General features: G+C 70.2%; 12 protein-coding genes and 1 pseudogene. 6 read left to right on the plus strand and 7 right to left on the minus strand.

The features are described 5' to 3' along the window. The first annotated feature begins 171 nt into the window (after positions 1–171). The 3 genes from ACIHCL_RS30625 to ACIHCL_RS30635 all read left to right on the plus strand — a co-directional run bounded on the left by ACIHCL_RS30625 (position 172) and on the right by ACIHCL_RS30635 (position 3,496). Positions 172–1,539, plus strand: coding sequence for an alpha-lytic protease prodomain-containing protein (locus ACIHCL_RS30625; RefSeq protein WP_399867048.1), 1,368 nt, complete (start codon positions 172–174; stop codon positions 1,537–1,539). Between the two features lie 390 nt (positions 1,540–1,929). Continuing rightward, positions 1,930–2,769 (plus strand): carbohydrate-binding protein, encoded by an 840-nt coding sequence (locus ACIHCL_RS30630; RefSeq protein WP_399867050.1) that lies wholly within the window; start codon positions 1,930–1,932, stop codon positions 2,767–2,769. A 391-nt stretch (positions 2,770–3,160) separates the two neighbouring features. Then, positions 3,161–3,496, plus strand: a complete 336-nt coding sequence (locus ACIHCL_RS30635) for a hypothetical protein (RefSeq protein ID WP_399867052.1) — start codon at positions 3,161–3,163, stop codon at positions 3,494–3,496. Between the two features lie 111 nt (positions 3,497–3,607). Here the strand turns inward: ACIHCL_RS30635 and ACIHCL_RS30640 are convergent, their stop codons facing one another. The 4 genes from ACIHCL_RS30640 to ACIHCL_RS30655 form a co-directional block, all read right to left on the minus strand. Then, the gene (locus ACIHCL_RS30640) at positions 3,608–5,389 is read right to left on the minus strand and encodes a bifunctional 3'-5' exonuclease/DNA polymerase (RefSeq protein ID WP_399867053.1); all 1,782 of its coding nucleotides are present in this window, start codon (positions 5,387–5,389) and stop codon (positions 3,608–3,610) included. A 343-nt stretch (positions 5,390–5,732) separates the two neighbouring features. Then, positions 5,733–6,791: a type III polyketide synthase gene (locus tag ACIHCL_RS30645; RefSeq protein ID WP_399867055.1), complete on the minus strand. Its 1,059-nt coding sequence runs from the start codon at positions 6,789–6,791 to the stop codon at positions 5,733–5,735. 935 nt (positions 6,792–7,726) lie between these two features. Next, entirely contained in the window at positions 7,727–8,932 is a 1,206-nt protein-coding gene (locus tag ACIHCL_RS30650; protein WP_399867058.1) for a cytochrome P450, read from the minus strand. A gap of 428 nt (positions 8,933–9,360) precedes the next feature. Beyond that, positions 9,361–10,200: a DUF1259 domain-containing protein gene (locus tag ACIHCL_RS30655; RefSeq protein WP_399867060.1), complete on the minus strand. Its 840-nt coding sequence runs from the start codon at positions 10,198–10,200 to the stop codon at positions 9,361–9,363. A 546-nt stretch (positions 10,201–10,746) separates the two neighbouring features. Here ACIHCL_RS30655 and ACIHCL_RS30660 point away from each other — a divergent pair. Beyond that, positions 10,747–11,124 (plus strand): nuclear transport factor 2 family protein, encoded by a 378-nt coding sequence (locus ACIHCL_RS30660; protein WP_399867063.1) that lies wholly within the window; start codon positions 10,747–10,749, stop codon positions 11,122–11,124. Between the two features lie 71 nt (positions 11,125–11,195). On the opposite strand, the pseudogene ACIHCL_RS30665 reads toward ACIHCL_RS30660, so the two are convergent. From ACIHCL_RS30665 to ACIHCL_RS30675, 3 genes and pseudogenes are all read right to left on the minus strand, one after another. After that, positions 11,196–11,285: pseudogene (locus ACIHCL_RS30665) on the minus strand (IS630 family transposase); the annotation flags it as partial. Positions 11,286–11,473: 188 nt separating this feature from the next. Beyond that, positions 11,474–11,683 carry a DUF397 domain-containing protein gene (locus ACIHCL_RS30670; protein ID WP_399867066.1) on the minus strand — a complete coding sequence of 70 codons (210 nt, stop codon included), beginning with the start codon at positions 11,681–11,683 and terminating at the stop codon, positions 11,474–11,476. Beyond that, positions 11,680–12,516 (minus strand): helix-turn-helix domain-containing protein, encoded by an 837-nt coding sequence (locus tag ACIHCL_RS30675; RefSeq protein WP_399867074.1) that lies wholly within the window; start codon positions 12,514–12,516, stop codon positions 11,680–11,682. The genes ACIHCL_RS30670 and ACIHCL_RS30675 overlap by 4 nt, the downstream gene beginning before the upstream one ends. 203 nt (positions 12,517–12,719) lie before the next feature. Here ACIHCL_RS30675 and ACIHCL_RS30680 point away from each other — a divergent pair, with 203 nt between their 5' ends. Together ACIHCL_RS30680 and ACIHCL_RS30685 are read left to right on the plus strand one after the other, a co-directional pair. Continuing rightward, positions 12,720–12,872 (plus strand): hypothetical protein, encoded by a 153-nt coding sequence (locus tag ACIHCL_RS30680; protein WP_399867068.1) that lies wholly within the window; start codon positions 12,720–12,722, stop codon positions 12,870–12,872. Positions 12,873–13,042: 170 nt separating this feature from the next. Continuing rightward, a complete protein-coding gene (locus ACIHCL_RS30685; protein ID WP_399867070.1) occupies positions 13,043–13,333 on the plus strand; it encodes a hypothetical protein in 291 nt (96 codons plus the stop codon). Positions 13,334–13,391: the final 58 nt, after the last annotated feature.

A 13,391-nucleotide genomic window follows, 5' to 3' on the forward strand; every position in this document is an offset into this window, starting at 1 on the left:
TGTGCGGCCCGCGCCCCGGGTGGATCGGGTCGCGCGCCCCGGCCCGGAGCAGGCACGTCGTCGCTGGTCAGGGACCCCATAACGCGAAGTGAGGGGGAGAACGAGATCTCCTTGATCTGACGTGTACGCGGCTACCTTGGCGGCAATTCCCCCGAAATCAAGGAGAGTTCAGTGGAGAGATCCATCCTCCGCAGACGTGCTCTGGCCGCATGTACCGCCACCGTCGCCGTCGGCACGCTCGCGCTGGCCGGGCTGACCGGCGTCGCGTCCGCCGACCCCGCCCCCCGCCTCGCCACCCCGACCACCGCCGAACAGCTCTCGCCGGGCCTGCTGAAGGCGATGCACCGTGATCTCGGACTGACCGAGACCGAGGCGCGCGCCAGGATCGGCCAGGAGACCCGTGCCGCGGCCGTCGCCGAAGGGCTGGAGCGCTCGTTGGGCGCCGACTTCGCCGGTGCCCGGGTGAGCGGGAACGACGCGGCCCTGACCGTCGCCACCACCGACGCCGGGCAGTCCGCCCGCATCGCCAAGGCCGGCGCGAAGGCCGTCGTCGTCGAGCACAGCCTGGCCGAACTGGACTCTGCCAAGGCCGCGTTGGACAGCGCAGCGCTGCGCAACACCCCCAAGGGCGTGCCCGTCTGGTACGTCGACATCGCCACCAACCGCGTGGTCGTCCAGGCCGCCGACACCTCGGCCGCGAACAACCTCCTCGCCGCCGCCAAGGTCTCGCACGATCTGGTGACCATACGTAAGGCCACGGAGCAGCCGCGCACGTTCGCGGACCTGCGCGGGGGCGACGCGTACTACATGAACGGCCAGGGTCGCTGCTCCATCGGCTTCTCCGTGAAGCGCGGCACCCAGTCCGGCTTCGTCAGCGCCGGTCACTGCGGAAGGACGGGAGTCAGCACCACCGGCTTCAACCAGCAGGCCCAGGGGTCCTTCCAGGGCTCGACTTTCCCCGGCCGTGACTACGCGTGGATCGCCACCAACGCCAACTGGACCCCGCGCCCCCTGGTGAACGGATACGGCAGGGGTGATGTGACGGTCACCGGTTCCACGGAGGCCCTCGAAGGCTCGTCGATCTGCCGCTCCGGGTCGACGACCGGCTGGCACTGCGGCACGGTCCAGCAGCGCAACACGAGCGTCACCTACCAGGAGGGCACCGTCTCCGGTGTCACCCGCACCAACGTGTGCGCCGAACCCGGCGACTCCGGCGGTTCGTTCATCTCCGGCAGCCAGGCGCAGGGTGTCACCTCCGGTGGCTCCGGCAACTGCTCGCAGGGCGGTACGACGTACTTCCAGCCGCTGAACCCGGCGCTCCAGGCGTACGGGCTCACCCTGGTGACCAACGGCACCCCGACCGACCCGCCGAACCCCACGGAGCCGCCGAACCCGGGTGGCACCTGGGCGGCCGGGAAGAACTACACGGCCGGCGATGTGGTGACCTACGGCTCCGACAGCTACCGCTGCCTCCAGCCGCACCTGGCCCAGCCCGGCTGGACCCCGCCGAACACGCCGGCGCTCTGGCAGCGGATCTGACGGCCGCCTGATCGCTTCCCCTCAGGCGAACCGGACAGGTATGTCCGACAGGTTCGTCCGACGGGTCCCCCGGCAGGTTTGTCCGACGGGCCCTCCGGCAGGTTCCTCCGGAAGGCTCGTCGGACAGGCCCTCCCACCGGGGCCCGGAGTCCGGACCTGGCCGTCAGGCCCCGGAACCGCGGTCCGGCCGTGAAGACCCACGCCGAGGTCCGACCGTATGGTCCCGGGGCCGAGGCCCGCCCCGGCGGAGCCCACGGAACGAGGCCCGCCACCGGTTACCGCGCCCGCCCGGCTCGCGCTCGCGCCTCCCGGCCGGGCGGGCGCGCACCACCCGCACTTTCCGCTCTGTGTCAGGCACTTGTCCTTCTCCCCCATACCGAGGAATCAGCCATGACTCCAGCTCCAGAAGTGCCCGAAGAGTCCGGCGAAGGCCGCCGGATCAGCCGCAAGTCCGTGCTCAGGGCCGCCCTCGTCGCCGGCGCCGTCCCGCTGCTCGCCGGTGGTGGCGTGGCGCTGGCCCGTGACGCGGCCGGCAGCGGCAAGCCCCTCACCCCCACCCCGTACTGCGACGACGGCGACGGTCCGACGCGCGAGCAGATCGAGGGGCCGTACTTCAAGCCCAACTCCCCGCTCCGCACCAGCCTGGTGACCTCGGGCACCCCCGGAACGCCGCTGACCGTCAGCGGTTATGTCTTCGGGCGGTACTGCAAGCCCATTCCGGGAACGCTCCTGGACTTCTGGCAGGCCGACACCTACGGCGCGTACGACATGAGCGGGTTCGCCTTCCGGGGCCACCAGTTCACCGACCAGTCCGGGGCCTTCTCCCTGACCACGATCGTTCCGGGGCTGTATCCGGGCCGTACCAGGCACATCCACGTGAAGGTGCAGGCCCCCGGATCGCGCATCCTGACGACGCAGTTGTACTTCCCGGGCGAGCCGCGCAACAACACCGACGCCATCTTCCACCCGGCGCTCCTGATGAACGTGCGGGACGCCGGTTCCGGAAAGCAGGGGACCTTCGACTTCGTCCTCAACGTCGACGCGGGACCGTCCGTCCCGCCGACCAATCCGCCCACCGACCCGCCCGGTTCCTCGTGGAAGTCCGGGACGTTCTACAACGCGGGTGACCGCGTCACGTACGGCGGGGTCGAGTACCGCTGTCTGCAGCCGCACTCGGCCATGGCCGGCTGGGAGCCGCCGAACGTCCCCGCCTTGTGGGCCCGCGGGTAGACGCGCAGCACAGCAGGGCCTACCACTGCCGCGCGGCGTGTGCCGGGGTGTCCTCGCGGGGTGCGCGCCGCGCCAGGCCCGGACCGGAGCGTCTTCCGGTCCGGGCCGTCCGCCGTTCCGCGCCGGCTTCGCCCGCTGGCGCTGTCTCGCCTTGTCGGGGCCGCGCGGTCGTGCCCGGCCCGCCGTACGCCCTTCGCTCTCCGCCCTTCGCGGTCTGCCATCCACGGTCTGCCGTGCACCATCTGCCGTGCGCGGGCGCGATGCGCCGTCCGTGGGGGCCGTTCGTCGTCCGGGGGCGGCAGCAGGGCCGCGGAGTAGCCTGGGGGTGTACGGCTTCCCGATGAGGTGAGCCGGTTTGTGTCGGCCCGCACGTCGAGGGAGGCCGTTTCGCATGGACACCCTGATCAACGTCGTGGTCGTCCTGGCGATGATCGCCATCGCGGCGTTCATCATCCATCTGCTCAACACGCGGCACCGGCATCAGCATCTGCGCCCCGCGCACTACGACCACGGCCTGGCCGGGTTCGGGGACGCCCACACGCCGGGATCGCCCTCGGGACAGACGTTGGCCGTGGGCTCCGGCGGGCCGGATTCCGGTACGGATGCGGGGTGGCGTGACGCGGGTGAACGGCGGAAGGACGACGTTTCCGGCCCCGTTCCCGACCCCCAGCCGGGCCCCGGCCCGGCGTCCCAGTCAGGCCCCGGTCCTGGCGCCGCCTCCGGCTGACACGCGCGGCCGGCGGACCTGGCACACCGGTCGGCAGTCCTCTACATCTACATCGCGGTCGGCAGATCCCTACTTCGCGTCCGGCCGGGCCCTGAGTCGCGGTCGGCGGCCCTACTTCGCGTCCGAGTAGCGTTCGACCACCGCCGTCGTGAACGGAAAACGCACCGGAGTCTCGCCGAAGACGGTCCGCCCCGCCATGTGCCCGGCCGCCCGGATCGCCTCCACCACCGCCTCCGCCTCCTCGCGCGGACAGTGCACGATCACCTCGTCGTGCTGGAAGAAGACCAGTTCGGCCCGGAGCCCCGTGGAGTGGATCGCCCGGCGCAGGGCGGCCAGGAGCAGCAGCGCCCAGTCCGCGGCGCTGCCCTGCACCACGAAGTTGCGGGTGAAGCGGCCTCGCGCACGGGCGTTGGACGACGCGTAGCCGGGGGTGAACTCGCCGTCGACGGAACTGGAGACGGAACTGTCGACGGTGCCGCCGAGGGAACTGTCAAGGGACGACCCCTCGACGGCCCCAGTGGCGGACCCAGCGGCGGAGAGGGGGCCGGGCGGCTCCTGCGGAAGGCCGGCCTCGTCGTTCTCCCCGGCGCCGACCGCGGGCGGGCTGGTGCGGCCCAGCCACGTCCGTACCAGGCGTCCCTCCTCGCCCGCCTTCGCGGCCTCGTCGACATAGGCGACGGCCAGCGGGTACCTGCGGCGCAGGGCCGCGAGGTTCTTCAGGCCGTCGCCCGAGGTCTGACCGTAGATCGCGCCCAGCAGGGCGAGCTTGGCGTGTTCCCGGTCGCCGTGGAACGCCCGTGCGGACAGGGACGTGTAGAGGTCGCCGTCGTGGCCCGCCACCTCCATCAAGCCCGGGTCGCGCGAGATCGCGGCCAGCACCCGGGGCTCCATCTGGTCGGCGTCGGCCACGACGAGGCACCAGCCCTCGTCGGCGACGACCGCCCGGCGTATCACCTTGGGGATCTGTAGAGCCCCGCCGCCGTTGGTCGTCCACCGGCCGCTGACGGTACCGCCGGGCTGGTACTCGGGGCGGAAGCGGCCGTCGTGCACCCAGTCCTGGAGCCAGCTCCAGCCGTGTGCCGTCCAGATGCGGTACAGCTTCTTGTACGCGATGAGAGGTTCCACGGCCGGATGGTCCAGCTCCTCCAGCTCCCAGCGCCGCGTGGACCTCACCTTGACGCCGGCCTGTGCGAACGCCTTCACCACATCGGCGGGGAGGTCGGGGCGGACACGTCTGCCGAAGGCGGCCGAGACCTCGTCGGCCAGCTCGGCCAGCCTGCGGGGCTCCCCGCCGCCCGCGTAACGCTCGCCGAGCAGCTCCTGGAGCACCGCCCGGTGCACGTCCGCGCGCCAGGGCAGGCCGGCCCGGTTCATCTCGGTGGCCACCAGCATGCCGGCCGACTCGGCGGCGGTCAGCAGGCGCATGCGGCCCGGGTGGGCCGTGGTGTCGTGACGGCGGAGCTGCTCGGCATAGACCCGGATCAGGTCCTCGAACGGCAGGGCCGTGCCGGGCCGCGGATCGAAGAGGGCGGACTGCGAGCCGGGCTCGGCGGCGCGGGGTGGCGGATCGGGAGGCACGGGAGCGTTGTGCAGGCGGGCGTGGGCGGCGGCGGCGGAGCGGGGTTCGCCCAGGCGGCCCTCGTGCGCGAGGAGGAGGGACTCGGCGACCTCGATGTCGTAACAGCGGTCCACGGACACACCGGCCGCGAGCAGCCGAGGACAGATCTCGGCCGTGGAACGCCAGACCCAGCGCGTGACCTCCGGCCGGGAGCGGACGGCCGCCACGAGATCGGGCTCGGCCAGGACCGGACCAGTGGGCGTGCCGGAGGCGTCCAGCGGAGCGAGGAGCGCGCCGCCGGACTCCGTAGTGGCCAGAGCCCAACGTTCGGTCATGCCGTCGAGTCTGGCACCCACCACTGACAGCGGGCACGGACGGTGAGCGCCGACGACATACGGTGACTCATGGCGGGCGGGCACGGATGGCGGGTGGGCGTGGGAGGGGCGGGGTGGCGGCTGAGCAGCCGGGTGGGGGGCTGAGCAGCCGGGGTGAGCCCTGGTCCCACCCCGCTGCCGTCGTCTTCCGTCCGCCTCTACCGCCGTCGCCGGCTTCCCGCCCCCACCCCCGCGCCCCCTCCCGGTCGCGGGAGGGAGTCCGAGGCCCAGAAAGGCCCCGCTCCGAGGGGTGTACGGGGAGGACCTCCCCGGTCCGGGGTGCGGGGAGGTCGACAGGGCCGTCTCACGACTCCGGGTCCGTCGTCCAGGTGCCCAGCGATATCTCGGCGGTGATGCCCGGACCGAAGCCCGCCATCAGGCCGCGGTGGCCGTCCAGGGCCGACGCCTCGTCGAACATGCGGCCGAGGGCGTCGAGCACCACCGCGCTGGCTATGTTGCCGTACTCGGTGAGCGTCGCACGGCTGAAGCGGAACGCCTCCGGCGGTACGTCGAGGAAGCGGCTCAGGTCGTCCAGGATGCGCGGACCGCCCGCGTGGATGATGTAGAAGTCCAGCTTCCCGGCGTTCCACTGGTGCTCCTCGGCGACCGCGTTCAGGGCCGGGGCGAGGGGTTCCATCGTTCCGGGCACCCGCTTGTCGAGCTGGAAGTGGAACCCGGTGGACCGGACCGCGTAGGAGATCCAGTCCTCGGTGTCCGGGATGATGTACGAGCCGTTCCGCTCCATCCGGACCCCGGTGCCGCCGTGGCCCCGGAGCACGACGGCGGCGATCCCGTCGCCGAACAGGCCGTTGGACAGCAGGGAACCCACGCCCAGGTCGGTGGGCTGGTAGCAGAGCGAGCAGAACTCGCAGGCGACCACCAGCACGTTGCCGTCGGGGTACGCCCGGCAGAAGTCGTGGGCGCGGTTGAGGGCAGCGCCTCCCGCCGCGCAACCGAGCTGGGCGATGGGCAGCTGGCGCGTCTCCGGCCGGAAGCCCATCTCGCCGATGAGCCACGCGGTCGGCGGCGGCATCATGAAGCCGGTGCAGGAGACGTACACGATCAAGTCGATCTGCCGCGGCTCCAGTTCGGCCTGGTCGAGTGCCTGGCGCACCACCGCCGGGACGCGTGCCTTGGTGTGCTGCTCATACGTGACGCTGCGGGCGTCGAAGCCCGGGTGCTGGAGCACCTTGTCGATCGGCTGGATCAGGTGACGCTTCCGCACCCCGGTATGTTCGATCAGGCGTAGGACCAGGCCGAGCTGGGGATGGTCGCCGTGCAGCCGTCGGGCCAGTTCGAGAGTTTCCTCGTTGGTGATGACGTGCTCGGGAACCGCGATTGCCGGCTTGCAGAGAACCGCCATGGAACTCCTCCTAGCGGACTTGGTCCACACGGCCGGGCCCGGAACGGTCCAGGAGTGTTCCGCCGACGGCGGGAGACGGAGGGTGGGGCGGGAACGCCCACCACGGCTCCGGGACGCACGGTGCCGTCTGCTGCCGTGCGACGAGGAGCGTGGAGGGGGATCCCGCGCCGGTCTCGATACCCCTGGAGCGGGCGCGGACGGGCCGACCGTCGAAGTCTGAGTTCTCGCCGTTCGTGGGCGGATGCTGATCCGCCACGGCTTGGGTGGCCGTCGGGATCACGTTACGGCAGACCGATCGGGGCCGCACGTCGGACGAACGGGGCCGCAGGCCGAGACGCCGATCGCCCCCGCGCCTGCCGTGTCGTGGTGCGGCAGGAGCGGGGGCGATCCGTCATGGCGTGGGCGCGGGCACGAGGGGCACATGGCCGGTACGCCGTGGGGCGGCGGCCGGCCATCACGGCGACCGGCTGCCAGGGCGACCCGCCGCCGTGGTGACCTGCCGCCATCGCGTGGGCGAGCGGGTGCGCGGTCCGTCCGACGGCTCCGGGGGCCGTACGGGGGGATCGGCCCCGACGGTGTCCGGGGTTGTACGGGGAATCGGCCCCGACGTCGCCCGGGAGCCATACGGGGCTGGTACCTGGCGGCGTTCGTGGACCGTACTTGGTTGGTACCCGGCGGCGTCCGGGACGGTACCGGTCCCGGCCTCGGTCTCGGTGGTGCCCGGCACCGTGCCGGGCTCGTGTCCGCCCGTCCGGTTGCCGGGCCTCCCACGGGGCCGCATCATCGATCACGTTCGAATGCGAAGCGCGAACAGATGGCGGTCGGCACCGGACGGGAGAAGGCGTTCGGCGCCGGTCACGGGACGCCACCTGTCCCGTGACCGGCCGACCGGCTATGGGAAGGCCGGTCACGCGCTACTACTACGGGATGAACGGTCACCAGGTGACGGGCAGTTCGAGGGGATAGCGCCAGATCGAGGTCTTGTTCCAGCGCACCTCCTCGGCGGGCGTCGCCAGTTTCAGGGCGGGGAAGCGCTTGAGCAGCGTTCCGATGGCGACTTCCAGTTCCGTGGCGGCGAGCGGGGCGCCGAGACAGTGGTGGCCGCCCCAGCCGAAGGTCATGTGGGGCGGTCCCTTGCGCTCCAGGTCCAGTTCGTCGGGGCGGTCGAACTTCCGGGGGTCGCGGTTGGCCGTCAGATAGGAGACGTGCACGATGTCCCCCGCCCGGATCAGCACTCCGCTCAGCTCGACGTCCTCGGTGGCGACGCGGGGGATGCCGACGCCCTTGCGGAAGGGGATGAAACGCAGCAGTTCGTCGAGTGCCTGCGGTAGCATCTCGGGGCGTTCGCGCAGCGTGGCCATCTCGTCCGGCCTGGTCAGCAGCGTGTAGGAGATGTTCCCGATCTCGTACGTGGTGGTGTCCTGGCCGGTGATGAGCAGGACCATGGCCATCACGGTCAGTTCCTGGTCGTTGAGGATCTCGTCCCCGTCGCGCGCCGTGGCCAGGGCGCTGATCAGGTCGTCGCCGGGATCGGCACGGCGCTCCGCCGTCAGCCTCTGGAAGTACGCGCGCAGCTCGGCCTTGGACCGCACCGCGTTGTCCTTGTTCTCGACGGTGGTGTCCATCATCGTCCGTGCGTGACCGCGCAGTTGGTCGTGGTCGGACGCGGGGATGTCGAGGACTTCACAGATGGTGGTCAGGGGCAGCGGCGCTGCCAGGTGCTTGAAGAGGTCGGCGGGCGCCCCGTGCTCCTCCATCCGGTCCAGCAGTTCGTTCACCACGTGCTCGGTGCGCACCCTCATACGCTCGACCTGCCGGGGCGCGAAGCCCTTGGAGATCAGGCTGCGCAGCCGGCTGCTCGCCGGCGGGTCCATCACATTGATCGCCTCGTCCTGGACGATCGGCTCCGGGGTCATGCGCGGGAAGTTCCGGCCGATGATGGCGTGCCGGCTGAAGCGCCGATCGGTGGTCACCGTACGTACGTCGTCATAGCCGGTGACGAGCCACGCCTCGCCGTCGCCGTGCGGCAACCGGATACGGGATACGGGTTCCTCGGTCATCAAGTGCCTGAGAACCGGGTCGAATTCGAGGGCCTCGGCATAGTCGAACGGGCAGAACCGGGCGCCGGTTGCTGATTCCATGCGGAACTCCAGAGGGAGAAGACTGACGGGCGGTAAGGAAGAGGGAGGGCCGGACGGGACCGGCGGAGCAGGGAGCAGACGGAGCAGGGAGCAGACGGAGCGGGGAAACAGACGGAGCAGGGAACAGACGGGATAGACGGGACATGGGTGCCCGGTCTCCTGCATGGACACGCGCCACTCGGGTCCGATTGGTCCATATATTGGTCCATATGGGGAACTGTTCCCACGGCCGGGCGTGTCCGGGTTCGCTGGACCGGCGGATCAGGTCCACGAGGCGGCGTCATGGGCGGGGCGCGACGGCTCGGGTGGGGGCTGGGAATTCGCTGGATGCGCCGGATGCGCTGGCTGCGCGGGTGGTACGGGGCGGCGCGGGTGGGGCCGGCGCGTGTGTTGTCGTAGCCGCACCGGCGGGCCGGGTGCGGAACGCCTCAGCCGATCGGGGACGGTACGACGTTCGTCGCGTCCAGGGCCGGACGCACTGCGCGGGCCAGCGCGACACCGTCGTCCACGGCCCAGAAGTGGGTGAAGAACAGGCGGGGTTCCTCGGAGAGATGGTGGTTGTGCAGTTCGACGAGCTTGACTCCGCCGCGCCTCAGGGCCTTCAGTACGCCGGGCACCTCGTCGGCCAGCATGGCGCAGTCGCCGCTGAGCGCGGCCCGGCCGCCGCCCAGCGGCTGGAAGTTGAACGCGCTGGTCGAGCCCAGGCCGGGCGGCAGGATCAGGTGGCTGTCCGCGATCGTCTCGCGGCGGACGAAGAGGACCTTGTACAGCCCGTCCTCAACCGTTCCCTCTGCGCCGAGCACAGCCTCCATCCCGGCGGTATCCAGGTCGACCGGGCCCGAGGGTCGCGGCGGCCGGGCGGGCGGGGTCCCGGTGCGGTCGAGTCCGGCGCGCAGGCCACGAGCCATGGCCACGGGGTCGTGGCCGTGCGCGTGGACATGGGTCCACCAGATGTCGGGGGTCTGGGAGAGCAGGTGCTTGTGGAGTGCGGTCTGCGCGATCCCGCGCGCCAGCCACGCGTCGGTCACCTGCTGCAACTCCTCCTCGGTGACCGCCACGTCACCCATGAGCATCGTGCTGCCGTCGGCGTAACGGACGAAGGCCACATGCGTGCCCAGCGCGAGCCCCGGGGTGACGTTCACCCCCTCGGAGACCACGTGCAGGTCCCGCCGGGGAAAGCCCGTGTGATAGATCGTGCCGCGCAGCATGTTGCCCACGCGCCCCAGCGCCCTCGCCACGCCCGCCCAGTCCGCCAACGCGGTGGGCACGGGCGCGACCCGTTCGCCGTGTGGCGGCGCGGAGGATGCGGCCGGTCCGGCGGGTGCTCCGGGGCCTTTGGGCCTTCCAGGCCCTCCGGCCCGCTCGGGGTGTTCGGGCCATGCGTGTGCGGTGGCTGTGGACGCCCCTGCGGCAGTCAGCGCCGGCGCGAGCGCTGCCGCTGTCAGCAACCGCCGCCGCGATGTGAGCGCTCGCGCGTTCGCGTTCGGCTGTCGGTCTCCGGTCCTGGCGGTCCTGCCGCCCCTGTCATCGCCCTTCACGTGATCGCCTCCATGGCGAGATGAAAACACGCGAAATGCGGATGAAAGAATGAAAGCGGATACTTCGTCAGCGGGTCGGGCCGGATGGCCCAATCGCCGTGGCGCGTCAGGCTTCTCCCGGAGGCCGACGCCGTGTTGGCGATCCCTGTGGGGGCGGCGGCAGCCGTGGTGGCCGAGTAGCCCCCATGCCGTTAGTGCTGTGACCGGGAAGATTCACCGTGATCGGAAGGCGGCTCATGGGTCGAGCGCACGCGAAACGGCTGGTATTACTGGGGCATGCAGGAAAAGACCGCACGCTCCGCGATCGACACGTTCATCTCCGCGTTCAACGCCTCGGACGACAGCTATGTGACTGCCCTGCTCTCCCAGGCCCTGACCTCAGACGTGGTCTTCTGGGGGCCGTTGGGCCGCAGCGAAGGAATCGCGGCGGTCGAGCGGTTCGTGCTGGACATCCGACGCCACCCGGCGGGGACCGGCACGATGGTGCGCTGCTCAGCGGTGGACATGCCTGACGAATGGGCCCGGTACCAGTGGGTCTTCACCACGCCTGATGGAGGCCCCCGCCTGGAGGGAACGGACGTCGTCCATCTGCGACGGAGCCTCATCGACCAGGTCATCGTCTTCGCGGGGGAGATCGAGCCGCCCGCCTCCTGAGTCATCCTTCTGTCGCTGTCCTTCTCCTGAACTTGCCCCGTCGGCGTTCGGGGGCTGCTGTTCGCGGTTGGTCAGGCCGCGGTGTTGAGGGGGCGTCCGCCCCAACGGATGCCCTTTTCGCTGCGGGTGCGGGCACGTTCCTTGCGTTGGGCGGCGAGCAGGAGCCCGCGGTGGGCCGGATCCCCAGGGGCCCGAACTCGTCGTCAGGAGCTCTGTTCCCCGCGCACGCGGGGGTGGCTCGCCCAGCTGGACGTGAGGCCCCTTGCCGTTGCCGTGTGCCCGCACGGAAAGGTGCCCCACCGTGCTGGGCGCGATGGGGCACCTTGCGCCGGTAGCTGTTGGCCGTCGGTCAGGCGACACCGCACGTACCGGACCTGACGCTGTCCACGAAGGACGTGAACGCGTCGACGGAGGTGTTCAATACCGGGCCGTTGGGGTTCTTGGAGTCGCGGACGGGAACCACGCCGCGTGAGGCGACGAGGTTGGCAGCGACCTCGATGCACTGGCCGCCGTTGGCGCTGTATGAAGACTTGAACCAGCGGGGAGATTCGGTCGTCACGGGGCTCCCTTTCGTAACCGATTGATCATCGCTACAGATTCCGCCTGCGAGGACGCTTCTGCCTGTAGTTGATGGTAGGCCGTCAACAGGGGCAGAACTGTCGTGCTTTCCCGCTCCAGATGGCCACGTTGAGCTGACTCGGCGTACGACATGAGCTGCCGATCCGGCAGTGTCAGCACGGTTGTCGGCAGGTTGAACGGACGGCGCTCCCCCATGGCGAACGTGGCAACCTGAAGCACGGTGTTCGGCTGGTCGGCGAACTCGATCAGCCGCACCATCTGTGCGTCCATGACGGCAGGTCCACCGATGGGGCGGCGTAGGCAGCTTTCGTCCAGCACAACGAACAGCAGCGGTGGAGGCGTCCGATTGAGCGCGGCTTGTCGCTCCGCGACGAGCGCGATCCTCTCGCTTGCCTGGTCGCTCGTGATGGCTCCCCGCCGGACTTCGCTCTGGTTGATTACCGTTGCGTACTCCGGTGTCTGGAGCAAGCCGGGGATCACGCCCACTTCGTACAGCCTGATCTCCGCCGCTCGTCCCTCGTGCCCCACGAACTCCGGGAAGCCCTCCAGCAGTGAGCCGTGCCGTATTTCGCGCCACTCACGCTCAAAGGTGTCGAGCGCATCCCCGATGCCGAAGGAGCGATCCGCACTGCGCGAAAAACGCAGGGTCGGAAGCTTGCGACCAGTTTCGACTGATGAAATATGCGTGCTGGAATACCCCATCCGGTCCGCCAGCTCCTCCTGCGTCCAGCCGCGTTCCTCACGTGAGCTGCGAAGATGCGCACCGAAGGCGGCTTGAGGGGAGCTTTCCGGGTTCAACTCCTTGCGATTCAAAGGGTTATCACCAACCTTTCTTCCGCTCACGCCAGGTTGAATGGTTCCTGACGGTAGGTCACGCTGAGCCGCGCTGGTAGTGAAGTCGTTACGGAGAGGAGCGGCCATGTCTGGAGAGATCGTTGCCGCCGAGCGGCAGGAACCTCCCCGGTTCCCGGCCCCCGGCTCCCGACACGCTCTTGGTGGACATCTGTCTTGACCGTGTGGGCGAGTTCCGAGGGGTTGTCGGCCCGTATTGGTCCCTGCGGTCCGTCGTTGGTGGTGTCGAGTGGGAAGCCGAACCTGAGCGCGTCCGCATCGCCACCCCCGCCGAACGGTTGCGCGCCAACGCGCGCAGCAGTGGTGAGCTGCTGTGACGGGGCAGATTCTTGCCGAGGTGTACGCGGGTGGCGCACAAGCGACCGCCTATCTCGGTGGGTTCATCGGCTCATCTCCTCGGCTCGCCGTCCGTTGGCTCCGGGGGCAAGCGGCCCGATTCGCGGACAGGTTGGACCCGAATCCGGGGGCTCCGTGGATTCCCCCGTACGTGTTACGGCCGTTGACCCCGTCCGTACTCGACGCGCTGACCGAACTCCGTGCGTGGGCCGCCGACGATGAGCAGCAGGGCGAGACCTCGTGGCGGCTCACCTCGGGAGGCGAGTTCGAGTTCATCACCAGAGGTGAGACGTGCTGGTACGGACTCACCGCCCGTCCTTTGCGCATATCGGATTCCCATCGCAATGCCGACGCACTGATCAACACTTTGCCGACCTCGCTTTCCTCGATCGGCAGGCGAAAGATGGCTCTCCTGCCGCATGAGTGGGTCATTCCGTCGTGAGTTGGCGACCTGGGAGGGTGGGGCGGGGGCCGGCGAGGGTGAGCATGACGAGGGCGAT

This window comes from Streptomyces sp. NPDC052042 (genome assembly GCF_044548345.1).
Taxonomy (GTDB): domain Bacteria; phylum Actinomycetota; class Actinomycetes; order Streptomycetales; family Streptomycetaceae; genus Streptomyces.